Here is a 19,177-nt window from a genome sequence, read left to right on the forward strand (position 1 = left end):
ACTTGTTAAATCTCTATTATACTTTATTCACTTTCTTGATTCGATTCATGAATCCAATCAAAGTATTCACGAATCTTCTTCTCATATCCGTTGTCTGTCGGCTCATAGAATTTCCGATCCGTCAGTCCATCCGGCAAATATTGCTGCTTTACATAATGCTTTGGATAAGCATGCGCATATTTGTAGCCAATGCCATGGCCGAGTTTCTCGGCAGATTTATAATGTGCATCCTGCAAATGAGTCGGAATCGGCGGTGTCTTTGTCTCTTTCACGCATGCCATCGCAGAGCCAATGGCTTCGTAGGCTGCATTGCTCTTTGGTGCGCTTGCAAGATATGTTGCTGCCTGTGACAGAATAATCTGTGCCTCTGGCATTCCGATTCGTTCAATGGCCAGCGACGCCGAAGTTGCAACGGTCAGTGCCATCGGATCGGCATTTCCGATATCCTCGGACGCAAGAATCATCATTCGTCTTGCAATGAATTTGATATCTTCTCCGGCATAGAGCATACGGGCGAGATAATAAACTGCTGCATCCGGATCCGATCCGCGTACACTCTTGATAAATGCGGAGATGGTATCATAATGATTATCTCCGTTTTTGTCATACGAAACCACGCGCTTCTGGATACATTCCGATGCCACATCAATCGTGATATGAATCAGACCGTCCTCGCTTCGTTCCGTAGTCAAAACGCCGAGTTCCACCGCTGTCAAAACGGCTCTTGCATCTCCGTTTGCCACATTTGCGAGGAATTCCAATGCGTCATCATCAATAGTCGCATGAAATGATCCAAGTCCTTTTTCTGTATCATTGATGGCACGCAGAATCAATTCTTTCAAATCATCCGCAGATAATTTTTGCAGTTCAAAAATGACAGAACGCGAAAGCAACGCGCTGTTGACTTCAAAATACGGATTCTCCGTGGTGGCGCCAATCAGGATAATGGTTCCATCCTCCACAAACGGAAGCAGATAATCCTGTTGTCCTTTGTTGAAGCGATGAATCTCATCAATGAACAGGATGGTCTTTCGTCCATACATGCCCTGATTATCTTTTGCCTGCGCAACGACTTCTTCCATGTCCTTTTTGCCTGCAGAAGTCGCATTAATCTGCATAAATTCAGCACTTGTCGTATTGGCAATCACCTTGGCCAGGGTTGTCTTCCCGGTCCCAGGCGGTCCGTAAAAAATGATCGAGCTGAGTTTGTCGGCCTTGATGGCACGATAGAGCAATTTATCTTTCCCGACAATATGCTGCTGTCCAACCACCTCTTCAAGTGTTGTCGGACGCATTCGGGATGCAAGCGGTGATTCCTCATCCTTTTTCTGTTGTCTCATATACTCAAACAAATCCATCGATTCCATCTCCTCATTCAATTTCATCGATCATACATAACTGCAATTTATAAATCGGTATTATAGTGTCCATAATTTGCAATTATGAATAATTCAAACTTGCAAAATTCATTTTCGCATTATTTTTGCAAGTTTACTATGCATTTTAGATTCATTTTTGCATAATTTTATATCGAAAATTTCATTTCTCATAATAGGATACTATTTTTTCTATTTCTTTACAATAAAAAAGTGGAATTTCTGCGGTTTGTATGAAAAACCGTACAAAATTCCACTTTATGTGTGCATATTTCGCGTTTTACAAGTCCGAAACCTCAATGTGAATGACATCTCCCGGCTTTACCTCGTCTGCCAGAATTCTGCGTGCGCAAAGTGTTTCCACATGTTTTTGCAGATAACGTTTCAAAGGACGTGCACCATATGCCGGATCATATCCGTGATCGGCAATATATTTTTCCGCCTCCTCACTTAATTCCACAGAGATTTCACGGTCTGCCAGACGGCGGTTCAAATCTGCAAGCATCAGTTTGATGATATGACCGATATGCTCTCTGGTCAGCGATGCAAATACAATGATTTCATCCAGACGATTCAGGAATTCCGGTCTGAAATGATGTTGCAAATCCTCTGTCTTCAAATTACTTGTCATAATGATGATGGTATTTTTAAAATCAACCGTACGGCCCTGTGAATCCGTAATCCGGCCATCATCAAGCACCTGCAACAGGACATTAAAGACATCCGGATGCGCCTTTTCAATCTCATCAAAGAGGACAACCGAATATGGTTTTCTGCGCACAGCTTCCGTCAGCTGTCCACCCTCATCATATCCGACATATCCCGGAGGCGCTCCGATCAGTCTGGATACCGAATATTTCTCCATATATTCGCTCATGTCGATGCGCACCATATTGGTCTCATCATCAAACAGGCTCTGTGCGAGTGTTTTCGCAAGCTCTGTCTTGCCGACACCGGTCGGTCCCATAAACAGGAAGGAGCCAATCGGTCGGCGCGGATCCTTGATGCCTGCCTTGGAACGCATGATTGCTTCCGATACCTTCTGAATTGCTTCATCCTGACCGATTACGCGCTTGCGCAGTTCCTCATCCAGATGAAGGGTCTTATTTCTCTCACTCTCCGTCAATTTTGCAACCGGAATGCCCGTCCAGCGCGATACAATCTGTGCGATTTCTTCGTCGCTTACATTCTCGCGAATCAATGACAAATCACGATTCTTTAATTGTTCTTCTTCATATTCGAGCTGTTTTTCGAGCTGAGGAAGAATGCCATACTGCAATTCCGCAGCCTTTTCGAGATTGTAGGACTGATTGGCCGCCTCTATCTCGCGTCTCGTCTGATCAATGTTTTCGCGCAGCTTGCTAACCTTGTCGATGGCACTCTTTTCATTGCTCCACTGTGCCTTCTTTTCATTAAACTGATCGCGCAATTCAGCCAGCTCACGCTGCAGATTCTGCAAACGCTCCTGTGACAAATGATCCGTTTCTTTCTTTAAAGCCGTTTCTTCGATTTCCAGCTGCATGATACGGCGATTCATTTCATCCAACTCCATCGGCATTGAATCAAGCTCTGTCTTGATGAGAGCGCAGGCTTCATCCACCAGATCAATCGCTTTATCCGGCAGAAACCGGTCTGAAATATAACGATTTGACAGCACTGCTGCCGATACCAGTGCGGAATCCGTAATTTTGACACCGTGATAGACTTCATATCGCTCTTTCAAGCCACGCAAAATCGAGATGGTATCCTCCACAGTCGGCTCATCTACCATGACCGGTTGGAACCGACGCTCAAGTGCCGCATCTTTTTCGATATATTCACGATATTCATCCAACGTGGTCGCACCAATGCAGTGCAATTCCCCGCGCGCCAGCATCGGTTTTAACAGCTGCCCCGCATCCATCGCCCCGTCTGTCTTTCCGGCACCCACAATGGTATGCAGTTCATCGATAAACAGGATAATCTGCCCTTCTGAACTCTTAATTTCATCGAGCACAGCCTTCAGTCGTTCTTCGAATTCACCTCGATATTTTGCGCCGGCAATCAAAGCGCCCATATCCAAAGCAAAAAGTCGTTTGTCCTTTAATCCGTCCGGGACATCCCCTTTGACAATTCGCTGTGCAAGTCCTTCCACAACCGCCGTCTTTCCGACACCCGGTTCTCCGATTAAAACCGGATTATTCTTGGTCTTCCGGGACAGGATACGGATGGCATTTCGAATTTCATCATCTCGTCCGATTACCGGATCAAGTTTTTGCTCTCTCGCGCGCTCCACCATGTCATATCCGTATTTTTCCAATGTATCATAAGTTGCTTCCGGATTGTCATTCGTAACACGCTGTGTACCGCGTACCATTGACAGCGCCTCCAAAAAGCGTTCTCTCGTCAATCCGTACTCACGCAACAAATCCTTAATTGCTGCATTCGGATAGCGAATCAGGGACAAAAACAGATGCTCTACAGAGACATATTCATCTCCCATCTTCTTCGCCTCATCCTCCGCGTGAATCAGCACATTGTTCAAATCCTTGCCGACATATAACTGTCCGTTTCCACTTACCTTTGTACGGGCATTTAATTTTGTAATTGCATTTTGCATCATATGCTCGAGGCTGATTTCCATCTTTTCGATCAGCTTTGGAATCAATCCCTGTTCCTGCTGAAGCAGGGCAACCAGAAGATGTTCCTGCTCGATTTCCTGATTTCCGTATTCATAAGCCAGCTTTTCACATTCATTGATGGCTTCTACCGATTTTTGTGTGAATTTTTGAATATTCATGTGCTCACCTCCCTTATTCTGTTTCTGTTATAACATGAAAATTAGCACTCGTCAACCGAGAGTGCTAACAATTTATAAATATTTTATTTTCATAAAAAAGAATCTCGCTTGCGAGATTCTACGCGCCGAGCGCGTGTTGCTTTAGCAACAATCTTCATCTCGCGCGAGTGCGCATCCTTAGCGGAGCGCTTTTTACTTTATAGAAAATTCGGAGGAATTTACTATAAAGTCAAAAAGCAAGGCCTGTTTCCAGGCCCTGCTCCATGCTGTTTACAGTTCTTATACGATTATTTCATCATCCTCTTCTTCATCTTCATTTCTCTTATAGAGAATCAGGAAGAAGAAGCAAACTAGTACTGCTGCCCATACAGCTGCAAACAAGAAGCGCATGCTGACGATTGTTGGTGCAGTTTCCTGATGGGTCCACTTTGCGACAAGTGCTGATCCAATGGTTGCAACTCCTGCATCTCTTACTTCATTCAGTTTCTGAAGGAATGCATTGCGCTGTATTTTGTTGCGCTGAACCAGTGCGCGTGCATTTGCGTTTGCATTGGTATCAATGCTCTGCTCAAGCAGCCGGTTCCAAAGTGCCTGATCCATTGTAGGAGCATTGGCCTTCATTTCGTCCACATAAGTCAGTGCGTAGGTCGAGAATTTGCTGGTATAGAATGTAATGGTATGATTTCTTTCATTATATTTGCCGGCGAGATTCTCTGCCACACCGTCATGTACACGGACAATACCAAATGTACGAATCACTTCCACATCTACATTCCAAAGGTTTCTCGGTACGGTTACCACAACCATGATTGCACTGTTTCGTGTGTCTGTGATGCGGACTGCAGGATTTGCATGTCCCTGTGCATCATAGATGCGCTTGAAGAGTGACAGATCCAGATAATGTCCAAACTTCATGCCGTTTTCCTGGCGGGTCAGGAAATTCTTTAACTGCTGTCCGTCGCGCTCCGGAACCTGCTTTTCATTCAAAGCAACTGCTTCCATAAAGACTTCTACTTTATTTCCGTCGCGATATGCCTGCATCTCTTCTTCATCGAGGAGGTTGCTTGCCAATTCGGTATCGAAGTTGCCCAGTTCTACGGATCCGGCATCCTTGTCACCAACGAATGTGGTATACAATTCACCGCCCTTTTCATTCTTCTTCACATCGAGAATGCTGTTTTCGGTTGTTCTTTCAATCTTGGTACCTTCTACTTCACGAACATCTTTATATCCGCAATGTTCACAGTATGCATGCTCTGTCGCATTTGCGCCTGTTGTTGCATTGTCATCATACTCATACTCTGCGTAAGAATGTCCGCTGTATACGGTGATATCCTTAAGCTGAACCACATTTCCGGCGCGATCTGCTACGGTGATGGTATACACTTTGCCGTTGCCCGGCAAAATGTATGTGCCATCAGCGGTAGGAGAAACAACAGAACCATTCACCTTGACTGCTGCGAGATTGGAATCTGAAACGGTAAAGGAAGGGGTTTCGCAGTATAAGGTGTTTGAGGAAATGCCACTGATTACCGGTAAGGTTGCATCAAGTACAACATTATCTGAAGCTGCATAGCTGATATTTCCGGCTGCATCCACTGCCTTTGCATAGATGTAACAGGTCTGATCCGGTGTAACCATGACAGACTTTCCGCTTCCGATTGCGGTCCAGTCTGCAGTTGTCAATGCACCAAGCTGTGCAACATTTAATTTTGTTTCGCTCTTATAATATCCAAGTGATGCCAGTCCACTTTCCTTTTCGCCATCACTTCCCTTGATTACGAATGCGCAATTGGTGTTAAAGAACAATCCTGCGCGTGTGCCGTCATTGATATGATTCCAAACCTTTGTATCCAGTGAAACAGATACTGACGGTTCATACGGATCATCAATCTGCCATACGATTTCCTGAGTTGCGTCATAATTGCCGATTCCCTGTACGATAACGCGATAGGTACCGTAAGCGTCTGCTGAAAGGTCTCCTGAAAGGATATAATCAACGCCTTCGGTCAGCACGCGGTCACCATCCACAATCACGATTTCCGGGCTGATTTCGCCGCGTGTCATAACATAGACATTGTCATTTCGATTGGTCTGCACTTCGAGAAGTTCTGCAGCCTTCGGTACAACTCTGTATCCATGTACACAATCGTCGCGGTTCTCCGGAAGCTTATAATTCGGATTGCTCAGAGAAACAATTTGTGCTTCATATTCGCCGACATTCGAACCTGCATTGGTCAGTCCAGCCAGGCATTCGTCACCGTCGATCAAATCTGCCGGATCAACGATTACGCGCGGAAGCTGTTCAGTCTGATTATAAACCAGATCGGAATCATCCCAGATAAATCCTACTTCCTTCGGCTCAATTACTACGGTTGAAGAACCGTAAACGGTCTCATAGCCTCTTGCTTCAATCTTGTAATAAACGGTATAAGTTCCTTCGCCGGTCTCTACATCTTTGAAGGATACCGGAGTTTCCGTGTAAATACCGTTTCTGGAGGTCGAATAGGTAATGGTTGCGCCCTCCGCCGGTGCGCCGACATTGACACTGATTCCATGATTTTGTCCATCATAGGTTCCTACATATGCCTCTGCGGTCACACCGAGGGTTGCGCGATTTATGGTAAAGGTAAATGGGGTTGTAGTATAAACGTTGTAATTTTCGGTTTCGGTTAAGGTTGCATATACAAAGTAGGTTCCCGGATCCAGGGTATCTTTCTCAAGTTCGGTCCATGGAGTTCCGCCTACATTTGAATTTGTTGTATTGTAATAGAATGTAACTTCTGCATTTTCCTTTACATTGCGAATTACCGGGGTAGATACTTCGCCGTCAAATGTGTAATCGGAAATAGAAATGGTTGCATTCTGATCTGCGCGTACAATTGAAAAATCAATTGATGCTACAAGGTTTTCATATGTCACTTCTGCGCGATATGTTCCAACGCGTGTCGGTGCAGATGCGAGCTGTTCGCTGCCCTTGTAGTAACGCACGTTTGAAGGGCTTTTGCCGGTTTCACCCGTAAGCGGGTTCGTAATGGTTGCGACAATCGGTCTTCCGGTATAAACAGCTGTTCCAATTTCATTCAATGTCAAAGCCATTGCATGATTACGGCCGATATATGCACAATCTTCTTGATAAATTTCTCCGTCACAATATGCATAAATTGCATTGCCCTGTGCGTAGTAATTCCAATGATGTTCATGGAACCGGAACTCACTGGTCTTTGCACTGATATCAGACCAAGGAGTAGACGATGTTGCTGCCACACGGGTATAAACTACATACTGCTTGCTGACGTCAAATGCTGCACCGGTAGAATCACTGGTAAAGCTGATTGCACCGTTTGCTGAAAGTGCATGATTCCATACAGATGAATAATGATCGATTGTGATATTGCTCGGTACACAGATATATTCCTGTCCCGCTGCAGTCTCAATATTGATCTTGCGCTGTTTGCTGTCAACCGTTACTTTTGCTTCCTGTACTACAGGAGGGGTATTCGGCTTTGTTTCAATTTGAAGTTCAGACGGATCTGATTCTTTTCCATCTACAATCTGTACAATATTTAATGTCTTTCCGCGGAAATCATATGCGGTTCCACGGCTGTCTTTTCCTACAAACTGAATATAATCATGAGGGATATTATCAAAATAATACTTGTTTGATCCTACTGTGATCACATAAGAACCATTCTGATCCAAACCGGTTACGACACCGGATTCATAATCTGCACTTGTTGAAATTCCAAATCCTACATCTGCGAGAGAACCAACTCCAAATGAGAAGACAACTTCCGAAGTGGAAAGATTTTCCCATGAAACTGACATTCCGGAGTCTCCGCCTTCATATAATGACAATACATTTTTGCCCTTATAATTGGTTGCTTCTTTATGTTCGCTCACACCGCTGTCATAAGTTTTTGAATCCCAGACATTAACTTCCGAAAAATCATCGATCCAAACTTCGCTTGCAGCGGTCTGCGGAGTAATCGCAAATGCAGCATCATCATCTCTTGGATTTGCATAGGAACCGGATACCATTCCGATCTGTTCAATCTTATTGTTCTTGATAATCGCTTTTACAGGAGCACTGTCATTGGTATTAATCTGTACATCTGTCTCAATCGCAAACGACTTCTGTCCACTTGGCATTCCCACACGGAAATCCACCTGGAATGCATTGGTCTTCTGGAATGATACCTTGACATTGCTCAATGATGCCATTGTAGCCGAGCGGTAATTCACGCCCTGAGGGTTTGTTTCTGACGATGTATAGAAGCCCCAGTTTGCCCCATACGAAGTCTGGATATAAGAGCCCTGATACAATCCTACAACATCAAACGATTGGATTGCGCCTTCGCTTCCAACCAGAGTATATGCCATCGAACCATTTCCGATATACCATCCGGTTGATGAGCCTCTGCGGAACGGAACTTCACCGCTTGTGCTGACCGTCTGTACCGGCTCGGTAAAGGTTGAATCTACTTTGCACTTATACCAGTATCCGTCACGGCCTGCAAATGTATATGTCTGTCCATTAGCACCGCTAATTGCCTCATAGTTTCCGTTTTTCTCGCTTGCTACATACCATGAATAGGAAGAAGCATTTGTGCAGTCAACTGCCAGCTTAATCTGTCCGTCGCTGACTGAAACCAAATACGGATACTTATTGTTTCCAATCGTTGCCGCCTTGATAAAGGAATTTGCATAATGTGTCAACGGAATCGCAGTCACCATCACTGCAATTGCCATTCCAAAAGCCATTGCGCGTGACAAGCCTTTGTTCGCACGGCTTTTTCCAACTGCGTAAATCATCAGATTATACAGGAACAGGAATGGCACCAAAAGGATCAGGATTGGATAAACCAACTTTTTGTTGCGTCTTCCCACTTCTGTGATTTTCTGCAATGTTGCTGCTTTTGTCTGGCGCAGATGGTTCATCATCTGGTTGGCCTGACTTTGATTGTTCTGTTTTTTCTCCGCTCTTGTTCTCATATGCAGTACCCCTCTCTCGAAAATTTTATAGTCCAATGGTACTACTTGGATACGGACAAATGATGGACAAAAGTACCACTTTTCGAAAACTATTTTTACAGTTTCCTTTTCCTCCCGTAATTGTGCGACATTTTCCTGCAAAAAAATATCCATTACTAGTGCCAAAGTACCATCTTTATCCCATTCCATCGGCTAAATCCTCCAGCCCTGTCCCGTCTTGCCAACCGGTCAGGACACACGGCATTCGAAAGCAAGATTCTCCGCAAAGCCGCGCACCGCTTCTATGATTGAGGTTGTTCTTTCAACTATTTGCACTTCTCCGGCACTGTCTTTTCCACGCAAACACCCGATATTCCTGATCACTTTCCTGGGCCATATAGACCGGTGAAGGAACATCGTTGGGAACGCGCTTAGTAAAACAGAAGCCGCTTTTGCGAAGCGCTCGATACGAGCCGCCACGGACGGCGGCGAGAGCCGATGGCGTCCCGGATGGACGCTCTGAGGCGGTATCGAGCGCTCAAAAGCGGCTTCGTTGTTTTACTTAGCAAATGGACAGTGTTCCGAACCGGTCTATATAGGACAGGAAAGCGATTTGAAACACTTCAAGGTGTTTGCGATAAAAAGACAGTTTGTCGAAGTGCAAAATCGGTGAAAGTACAACCCCTTGAAGCGGCGCGTATGGCTTTGGAGAATCTAAGCTTCCGTGCCTATCGTGTCCTGACCGGTTGGCAAGATGGGACAGGGCCTGAGGACTTAGCCGATGGAATGGTACAGCAGAGGGAATGGCACGGTAGAGGGAACAGGGGCGGGGGAATAAAGGCCTGAAAAAAGGGCATAAAAAAAGCAAGTGGCCACAAAAATGAATTTTGTGGCCATCTCGCTCTTTTGGGAGTATGAAATAAAAAATAGATTATGGGGAATAATCTTTGTAAACATATAATAACATTGTATGGTGGACAAATGATGGACAAATTCCGAAAATTTCCGGAAAAATTTTCGTTTCCATCAAGTATCTGTTATTGGACGTATTGAGATGCTGTTCTTGCCATGTCAGTTCCTTCATAATGATCCAGAATATACTGGTAGAACTTTCTTGCATTGGCATCATCCCCGTTTTTGCGGTAGGCCTGCGCAAGATAATATGCAGCCTGACCGTCTTGATAGGCCTTGTCCTGATCGCATACCGCTTTGAGGTCTGTGACTGCGGTCGTATAATCGCCCTGATTGTACGCTTCATATCCCTGCTTAAATGCAGTTTCAAGATATGTGGCACTGACAGCAGCATTCAACTCTTTGTAAGTGCTCTTTCCGCTTTTGCCAAGCAGGGTCTTATCCACTTTTTGAAGAATATTTCCGGCCTTTACGACATCTTCTTTTACATAATAATAGTAATAGCCGCGCACAAGTGCTTCATAGGTGGCCGATACTTTGTCGACCTGTTCCTTGGTCTTGGTCTCCGAATCAAGCTGTTCCTGCAATTCTTCAATCTGCTTGTTTAAGGTCTCGATCATTTGCGCATTCTGGGAAATGGTATCATTGGCATCGACCAGCTGCGCTTTCGCATCTGCTTTTGCATTTTTGCGGACATTCGGAACCACAAGCACACCAATGGTAGCACAGCCGATGAGAATTCCGATTACCAGTGCGACCAGAGTGCCGGCCAGAGAAGTCTCTCGGAAATGCTTTGGCATAATAATGGTATCATTGCCGCTCTGGTACGAAATCAAATCGTCACCTGATGTATTCCGGTTTGGCTTTTCTTCTTTGATACGGCGGTTGACCTCTTTCAGATAACGAAGCGTCGTCGTATTGTCTGTATCGATTTTACCGGCATTACGCAATGTCTTTTTGGCGGTCTCAAGTTTGCCTTCCTGCATATATAATAATGCAAGAAGCTGATGTGCCTTCACCAGACGCGGATTTAAACCGATGACTTTCTTTAATTGGATGATGGCAAGATCGCGGCTGTCCTGCTGACAATACAGCAGCGCCTGATTGTATTTTTTGATGGTCTGGTTGATGGCGTCGAGTCTGCTTTTGTTCGACTGCACCTGATCCAGATATTCGCTTGCGCGATTCTCCTGTGGCTGATAATTCTTGCTGATGACCCACTCGGAAAGAGCCGCAACGGTCTCTCCCGTTTCCAGATAACATAAGCCAAGGAGATTTCTCGCATCGGTATTGTATTTATTGAATTTTAAACTTGCCTTTAAGCTGATAATTGCGCCTGAAATATTACGTACACCGGCCTTTTCGAGTCCGTCATTGTAATATTGATTCGAAATTTTGCGCGCTTTTTGAAAATAATACAGATTCGCACCACATTTTGGGCATATTACCTCAGAACCTGCCTGATTATTGCATCGATAGCAAAACATGACAAATCCCCCTATGATAAATGCTCACGAAGTGCTTCTGCCAACAGATCCGTGACATCCGTCAAATCTTTATTCTTAATCGCCTCTTCTACCTCTTCCACTTCAAGGCTCGGCTGGTAATTCTTCAATTCTTCTTCAAAATTAATCATGATATTCTCCTAATACTCCACCGGAATCATAATCACTTTTCCCTCTCGCAAAATGAATTGCACAGAGTGCTGTGTGTCCTTTACAATCGCAGTGATATTATCAATAGTAACATTTACCCCCGCATGGACATTATTCATGATGCAAACGGTAGCACCCTTTGACGACTCGATGATGGTATCATAATATGATAATTTTTCTTTTGCCTGCGCCAGTTCTGCCTGTGTTGCAATGCGCGCGCGCAAAAGTCCGACTCTTCGCTCGTCACTTGAGATATCAACGCCTTTTTCGATTGCCATTTCCTCGAACTGTTTCAGTCCGATGTTCAGCTTGTCAATCATAGCCTGTTTTTCTCTGACGATATTCTGAAGTGTGACAACTTCCGCTCCCATCACCTTGTCCATACCAACCTGGATTTCGGTGCGCATCTCGCTCTCGTTGCCGCAATTGTAAATCTCAGCGCCTCTGGCGGCATAAATATGACCACCGACCACTGCCGAATTCAGCGAGTTCATCAGAACTTTATCATATATTTCGATATTACAATCCAAAGCCGATGATGCTTCCAAAAAGCCCTCTGCCTTCACTGTTGCATATTCGATGAATTTTGCGGAAATATTGGATTTGGAATAAATGAAGGCGCGGCCCTTTCCGAGCACACCACCTCGAAGAACAATATCCTTTTCGGCTTCAATACGTGCTGCCTCAACAATTCCGTCGATGGTAACGGTTCCTGTCGCGCGGATCTCCGCGCCGGTCAACACATTGCCGTGAATCAGCACATCGCCTCTGAAATCAATATTTCCGGTCTTTAAGTCCACATTTCCATATACTTCATATACCGGGGAAATCTGAATTCGGTTGCCTGTCTTTTCAATCTTTCCGGTAATATCCGCCACATACAGTTTGCCATCCTCGGATCTGGTGAATCCTTTTCCGGCCAATGGCGGAAGCGGTCTGCCTCTCTTTGCGATCAGCATCTTGCCGGATACGCCCATGCCATTTGATCCCGCAACCGGTTCATGATAAATGGCAATTACCTGTCCTTCCTCCACGATTTCAACCACATGGATACTCCAGTAGTCGACCGATCCGTCCGGACGAATGGTAGGCTTGGTGTTAAAGTCTAAATTAAAATTCAACTGAAAGAAGCCATCGATTCCATCCTTGGATGGAGTTCCGACAGCCACAAGGCGTTCATGATTATACTGTTCTCCTTCGATCATTTCACGGACAACATCTTCTTTTACCCCGTAACGCAACCCCTTTGCCGCAATTTTCGACATAATCATATCGAAATCATATTTTTGATCATCTGCCGGTCTGCGCAGCGAGACAAATCCTTTCATGTCATCCTGTGAAATACGAACTGAAAGTTCTTCCACAGTCTTCTCAGCCATGCGAATCCCCCGTTGATTTACACATAAACTCTACCACTTTTATTTTATCTATTTCACTCTGCTAATGCAACCATCAATTCCACATTTGATCATTCACAAACTGTGAATGGGAACCATTCTTAACAAAAAAGGAGCAGGTTTTGAAAAATTCAAGACCTGCTCCGAATCGTGCAAATTACATTTGAGAGAGACGCTCTTCAACAGAGGCCATCATCTGCTCATATTTGGCGAGTTTTTCTTTTTCTTCCGCAACCTTTTCCGGCTTTGCATTGGAAAGGAATTTCTCGTTGGAGAGCATACCGCGGGAACGGGCAAGTTCCTTTGTCAGTTTCTCCTTTTCTTTGGTCAGGCGCTCGCGCTCCTTTTCAAAGTCTACAAGATCTTCCAAAGGCAGATAGCAAACTGCATCAGGGATTACGCAGCTGACTGCATTCTCGGAGATACCGGTCTTGTCGCTTTGGATTTCGATGCCGTTTGTAAAAGCAAGGTTGACATATACTTCCTTGTTGGCTTCAAATACCTCGCGTACAGCTGCATCCTCGGATACAAGGATGAGTTTTGCCTTGCGTGACGGCGGTACCTCCATGCTGGTTCGGGTGTTACGAACCGCGCGAACCAGATCCTGACAACGGGTCAGTGCTGCTTCTGCATCGGTGAAGTTCCACTCTTCCTTGTATTCCGGCCATGCGGAAAGCATGATGGTTTCTTCTTCCGGACAAAGGGTGGTAAAGATTTCTTCCGTGATGAACGGCATGAACGGATGAAGCATCTTCAATCCGTTGGTCAGTGCTGTGCGAAGCGTCCAGAGTGCTGCATTTGCAGATGCCGGATCCTCATCCTTCTTGTACGTACGAACCTTTGCGATTTCGATGTACCAGTCACAGAATTCATCCCAGATGAAATCATATACTTTTTGAACTGCGATACCGAGTTCATATTTGTCCATGTTCTCGGTCATGTCTTTTGCAAGTGTATTGACACGGGAAAGAATCCACTTGTCAGCTGTATGAAGCTCATCGATGGAAGGCTCTTTGATTTCCATACCTTCGAGGTTCATCATAATGAAACGGGATGCATTCCATACTTTGTTTGCAAAATTGCGGGATGCCTCTACACGCTCCATATAGAAACGCATATCATTGCCCGGTGCATTTCCGGTAATCAGGGTCAGACGAAGTGCGTCTGCGCCATACTGATCGATGATTTCGAGCGGATCGATACCATTGCCGAGGGATTTGCTCATCTTGCGTCCCTGTGAATCGCGAACAAGGCCGTGAATCAATACGGTATCAAACGGCGCTTTGCCTGTATGCTCGATTCCGGAGAACATCATACGCATTACCCAGAAAAGAATAATATCATATCCGGTTACCAATACATTGGTTGGATAGAAGTAATCCAGATCTTCGGTTTTGTCCGGCCAGCCTAAGGTTGAGAATGGCCACAAAGCAGACGAGAACCATGTATCGAGGGTGTCCGGATCCTGACGCATCGGTTTGCCACACTTCGGGCAGTTGCAATGGTCTTCTTTGGTAACCACCAGTTCACCGCACTCATCACAATAGAACGCAGGGATACGATGTCCCCACCACAGCTGTCTGGAGATACACCAGTCCTTGATGTTCTCAAGCCAGTGGAAGTAAGTCTTCTCAAAATGCTCCGGCACAAATCTTGTCTCGTTGTTTTTTACCGCATCGATGGCCGGCTTTGCAAGTTCGTCCATCTTTACAAACCACTGCTTTGATACACGTGGTTCAATGGTGGTATGACAACGATAGCAGGTTCCTACATTGTGATCGTGGTCTTCGATCTTAACCAGTGCGCCTTCTGCATCCAATGCCTTTACAATCGCCTCACGGGCCTCATAACGGTCCATTCCGGCAAATTCCGGATAGTCGTCGGTAATCTTTGCATCATCGGTCAAAACATTGATGATGGCAAGGTTATGGCGCTGTCCTACCTCGAAGTCGTTCGGGTCATGTGCAGGTGTAATCTTAACCACACCGGTACCGAATTCCATATCTACATAGTCGTCGGCAATAATCGGAATCTCACGATGTACAATCGGAAGGATTACAGTCTTGCCAACATAATCCTTATATCTTTCATCCTTTGGATTGACAGCAACTGCGGTATCACCGAGCATGGTCTCCGGACGGGTGGTTGCCATCTGGATATATCCGCTTCCGTCAGAAAGAGGATAACGCAGATGCCAGAAATGTCCTGCCTGATCTTCGTATTCTACTTCCGCATCGGAAAGAGAAGTCAGACAGCATGGGCACCAGTTGATGATGCGCTCACCGCGATAAATCATTCCCTTATTGTAAAGATTTACAAATACTTCTTTTACGGCCTTGTTGCAGCCCTCATCCATGGTAAAGCGCTCTCTCTGCCAGTCTGCAGACGAACCCATCTTGCGAAGCTGCTTTACGATGCGTCCGCCGTATTCCTTTTTCCAATCCCATACGCGGTCAAGGAATTTTTCACGGCCGAGGTCTTCTTTGGTCAGTCCTTCTTTTGCAATCTGCTCTACTACCTTTACCTCTGTGGCGATGGACGCATGATCGGTTCCCGGAAGCCATAATGCCGAATAGCCCTGCATTCTCTTGTAGCGGATAATAATATCCTGCATCGTATTGTCAAGCGCATGTCCCATGTGGAGCTGTCCCGTGATATTTGGTGGTGGCATCACAATGGTAAACGGCTTCTTGCTGCGGTCAACTTCGGCATGGAAGTATCCCATCTTTTCCCAGTTTGCATAAAGACGATCTTCGATGTCTTTTGGATCGTAAGTCTTGCTTAATTCTTTGCTCATCCTGTCTCTCCTTTTTATTTCTTATGTATTATGGTCAGATTGTCTGATAAAAAAACGCCCTTCCGACCATAGTCAGAAGGGCGCATGAAAACGCTGTACCACCTTCGTTTGCGTCGGTGCTAAGCACGAACGCCTCATACCCTTTAACGGGGGTGAATCGGAATCTCTTACTGCTGCCGGACGAATGCGGACAGGTTCGGAAATTCGGTTCGAAAGCTACCTTCGGCAAATCTCTTTCCGGCATCTTACAGCCACCCTGACGGGGGATGCCTTCTCTGTAGGAAAGCGGGAATTGCTTACTCCTCTTTCTCATTACCTTTACATGTAATCTTATTTACTAATGTATTCTACGAGGTCAGGTGAAAAATGTCAAGCACCTCCGGATGCTTCTTCTTCCTCTTCTTCCTCTTCATTGGCTGCTGCAACTGCAGAAACCACTGCTGCAACGACTGCCACAACCGCAACAATCACTACAAAAATAACTACGATTAAAAAGAATATCAATAATTGTGATTCAGACATATGCACGCCATCCTTTTCATTCTTTTCCGTTACTAGTTCTAGTGTATCGTTTTCTGCTATGAATTGCAAGAATCTAATTTAGCAATCGCTTTCAATACGACATCAATGGAACGCTCTGCCGCGCGCTCCGCAAATGTCTGATAATCCATCTCTGCGCCTTCGCTGTCCGAGATTGCACGCAAAACAGCAAACGGAACCTTGTTGACATAACATACATGTCCGATGCTTCCGCCTTCCATCTCTGCAGCAATCGCCTCAAAATGATCCCGGATGAAATCGCGTTGCTCGTCCCGCGCGATAAACTGATCGCCGGATGCGATAATGCCTTTTCGATAATTGATTCCTTCTTCTTTGATGCAGGAACAAAGCAGTTCCACCAGTTTCTGATCCGCTGGAAGCAGTATCTCATTGATTCCGGAGAGCAGTCCGACCGGATCTCCGATTGGAGAGGTATCCATATCATGCTGACAGACAGCCTTTGCCACTGCGATATCAAGCACGCTCAAATCTCTGGTCAGCGATCCCGCCACACCGATATTGATGACGCAATCCGGTGCAAAATGAAGGATCATCGCCTCGGTACAGATTGCCGCAAATACTTTTCCAACGCCGGATACCGCAGCAACCACCTCAATATTGCCGATGGTTCCGCTGACGAATTCCACGCCGCTGATTGTCGTAATCTGCTGATTCTGCAATGCCTCCTTGAGGTTGTCCACCTCCATTTGCATCGCACCAATGATTCCGATTTTCATAAACAGTTCTTTCCTTTCGCTTCCTGTCTTATCTTATCCTATCCTGTCCTACCTGGTCGGATATGCAAATGTCATATCTTTCTGAGCTTCTAAAGCTGCCAGATATGTCTTGCATTCCTCTTTGGCCAGACTGAGATCCAGATTTTCGAAATGGCCGCATTCTTTTGCACTCTTGCCAAATATATCCCCTTCATGGGCAATGGTCTTGCGCAGGATATCCTTTGTCAGTTCAAACGCCTGCTGCGGTGTCACCGTATTGCGCAGGAGAAAATAAAATCCGGTCTGGCATCCCATCGGTCCGAAATAAATCACCGAATCCGCATATTCACTGTTGCGCGCATAAGTCGCAAACATATGCTCCACGGAATGCATCACTGCATCGGACATATAATCTCCCATATTCGGACGTCTCGTCCGTAAATCATAGGTAATCACATCGCCATCCTCACGGGAAATATAAAATCCCGGCACAAGAACATCATGATTGATTTCAAAACTTTTAATTCTTTGCATAATAGTCTCCAAATAATTATTCGGCAACCTCTTTCATATTTCCGGCAATCTGATGAATCTCTTCAAGCAATTCATTCATGTTCTGCAGTGCACCCATAGATGAATCACTGACTGAGAATGCAGTTTCGGTAGAAGCTGCAACTTCCTCACTGGTTGCGGAAAGGTTGCTGATATTGTCCATAATAATCTGACTTGCAGATTCAACACTGACAACCGAATTGGTAATACCGCTTACGCTTGCTGTCAGTTCGTCTGTATCAGACTTGATATTTTTGAGCATCTCTTCGGTCTCTTCGATCAATGCATTTTGCATATCTGCATATTCTGCGGATTTTGCCATAGAACTTACAGCATTCTCCGCATCACTGGTCAGATGCTCGATGATGATGCCAATCTTTTCGGTTGCAAGACGGGTCTGTTCTGCGAGCTGGCGAATCTCATCCGCAACAACAGCAAAGCCTTTTCCCGCTTCTCCGGCACGCGCTGCCTCAATGGATGCATTCAAAGCCAAAAGGTTGGTCTGGCTGGAAATGCCAAGGATCGTTCCTGTAATATCCTGAACGTCCTGGATGCTGTGATTGAGCTGTTCCGTGGTCTCACGGGTATCGCTGTTGATTTTAACCACTTCCTCCGCCTGCTCACGCAGCTTGTGAATCAGGACAACGCCCTCATCCACGGTCTCAATGGTTCTGTGTGAAATATCGTTCATGTTGCGTGCTTCTTCCGCAACATTCTGGATGCTTCTCTGGATATCCGCAGTCTGACCGGTCTGCTGTTCAATCGCTTCAGCGGTCGTCTTGGAACTCTCGGAAATATCATAAATAGAACTGTGTGAAGTCTCCATACTCTGATTCAGATTGTCGGAAACTTCTTTTGCTTTTTCAAATTTATTGGTCAGGTCTGTAGCCAGATCTACCACAAGTCCTGCTGTCTTTGCCTGTGCTTCGGCACCCTTTTGCACTGCCTCAATGGTCTCCTTGCTCTGACGGCCCTGCATGATGGAAATCAATCCGGCCATGAAACATGCGATGACGATAAATGTCACATGCAAAATATAATCACCCATCACAATCGTTCCGAATTTTACAAGTCCCAAGGTGTCATGCATCAGGGTTGCAATAACTGCCAAAGTTGAGCCGGCCAGCGTAATCTGTTTGCTTCCGAATACCATAACGGTAATCGCAATCGGAAAAGCGATGGCATAAATTCCGCTTTGACGATATACCGTCAAAGTCACCATGTAAAGTAATGCCAATCCACAGCAACAGATATGGCTGTACACTTCCGACTTGTCAAATTTCAAAAATGTGACATAGGCTGCAATTGCAAGCACAACCGCCACAATCAGTAATGCGACATATTTTGGCTCCGGCCCCTTTGCCATAGAATACACGGTCGGAATCATCACTCCAATACAAAGCATAATTACCGCAAGCATTCCTCGTTGGTTTTTTTCAAACAAATGTCTTGTCTTGATATCCATAAGAACATCCTCCT

At 45.4% G+C, this 19,177-nt stretch carries 11 protein-coding genes; all 11 read right to left on the reverse strand.

Translation table 11 applies throughout. The annotated features are described in order from the left end of the window. Positions 1-23: 23 nt before the first annotated feature. Positions 24-1,358 carry a replication-associated recombination protein A gene (locus CSX02_RS11550; protein WP_099386777.1) on the reverse strand — a complete coding sequence of 445 codons (1,335 nt, stop codon included), beginning with the start codon at positions 1,356-1,358 and terminating at the stop codon, positions 24-26. A gap of 298 nt (positions 1,359-1,656) precedes the next feature. Further along, complete coding sequence (clpB, locus tag CSX02_RS11555; RefSeq protein ID WP_099386778.1) at positions 1,657-4,155, reverse strand: ATP-dependent chaperone ClpB; 2,499 nt, start codon at positions 4,153-4,155, stop codon at positions 1,657-1,659. A 279-nt stretch (positions 4,156-4,434) separates the two neighbouring features. After that, positions 4,435-9,150: a hypothetical protein gene (locus CSX02_RS11560; protein WP_143248190.1), complete on the reverse strand. Its 4,716-nt coding sequence runs from the start codon at positions 9,148-9,150 to the stop codon at positions 4,435-4,437. Between the two features lie 1,016 nt (positions 9,151-10,166). After that, positions 10,167-11,528, reverse strand: coding sequence for a tetratricopeptide repeat protein (locus CSX02_RS11570; protein ID WP_031546111.1), 1,362 nt, complete (start codon positions 11,526-11,528; stop codon positions 10,167-10,169). A gap of 11 nt (positions 11,529-11,539) precedes the next feature. Continuing rightward, positions 11,540-11,677: a hypothetical protein gene (locus CSX02_RS13675; RefSeq protein ID WP_189281557.1), complete on the reverse strand. Its 138-nt coding sequence runs from the start codon at positions 11,675-11,677 to the stop codon at positions 11,540-11,542. A 9-nt stretch (positions 11,678-11,686) separates the two neighbouring features. Further along, positions 11,687-13,075: a DUF342 domain-containing protein gene (locus CSX02_RS11575; RefSeq protein WP_099386781.1), complete on the reverse strand. Its 1,389-nt coding sequence runs from the start codon at positions 13,073-13,075 to the stop codon at positions 11,687-11,689. 175 nt (positions 13,076-13,250) lie between these two features. Then, positions 13,251-15,890: a valine--tRNA ligase gene (locus CSX02_RS11580; RefSeq protein ID WP_099386782.1), complete on the reverse strand. Its 2,640-nt coding sequence runs from the start codon at positions 15,888-15,890 to the stop codon at positions 13,251-13,253. A 369-nt stretch (positions 15,891-16,259) separates the two neighbouring features. Beyond that, entirely contained in the window at positions 16,260-16,412 is a 153-nt protein-coding gene (locus CSX02_RS13680; protein WP_189281559.1) for a hypothetical protein, read from the reverse strand. A 56-nt stretch (positions 16,413-16,468) separates the two neighbouring features. After that, positions 16,469-17,167 carry a 5'-methylthioadenosine/adenosylhomocysteine nucleosidase gene (locus tag CSX02_RS11585; RefSeq protein ID WP_099386783.1) on the reverse strand — a complete coding sequence of 233 codons (699 nt, stop codon included), beginning with the start codon at positions 17,165-17,167 and terminating at the stop codon, positions 16,469-16,471. Positions 17,168-17,215: 48 nt separating this feature from the next. After that, positions 17,216-17,680 (reverse strand): S-ribosylhomocysteine lyase, encoded by a 465-nt coding sequence (locus tag CSX02_RS11590; protein ID WP_099386784.1) that lies wholly within the window; start codon positions 17,678-17,680, stop codon positions 17,216-17,218. A gap of 16 nt (positions 17,681-17,696) precedes the next feature. Then, positions 17,697-19,163 (reverse strand): methyl-accepting chemotaxis protein, encoded by a 1,467-nt coding sequence (locus tag CSX02_RS11595; RefSeq protein ID WP_099386785.1) that lies wholly within the window; start codon positions 19,161-19,163, stop codon positions 17,697-17,699. Positions 19,164-19,177: the final 14 nt, after the last annotated feature.

Origin of the sequence: Agathobacter ruminis (genome assembly GCF_002735305.1) — a bacterium.
Lineage (GTDB): Bacteria > Bacillota > Clostridia > Lachnospirales > Lachnospiraceae > Roseburia > Roseburia ruminis.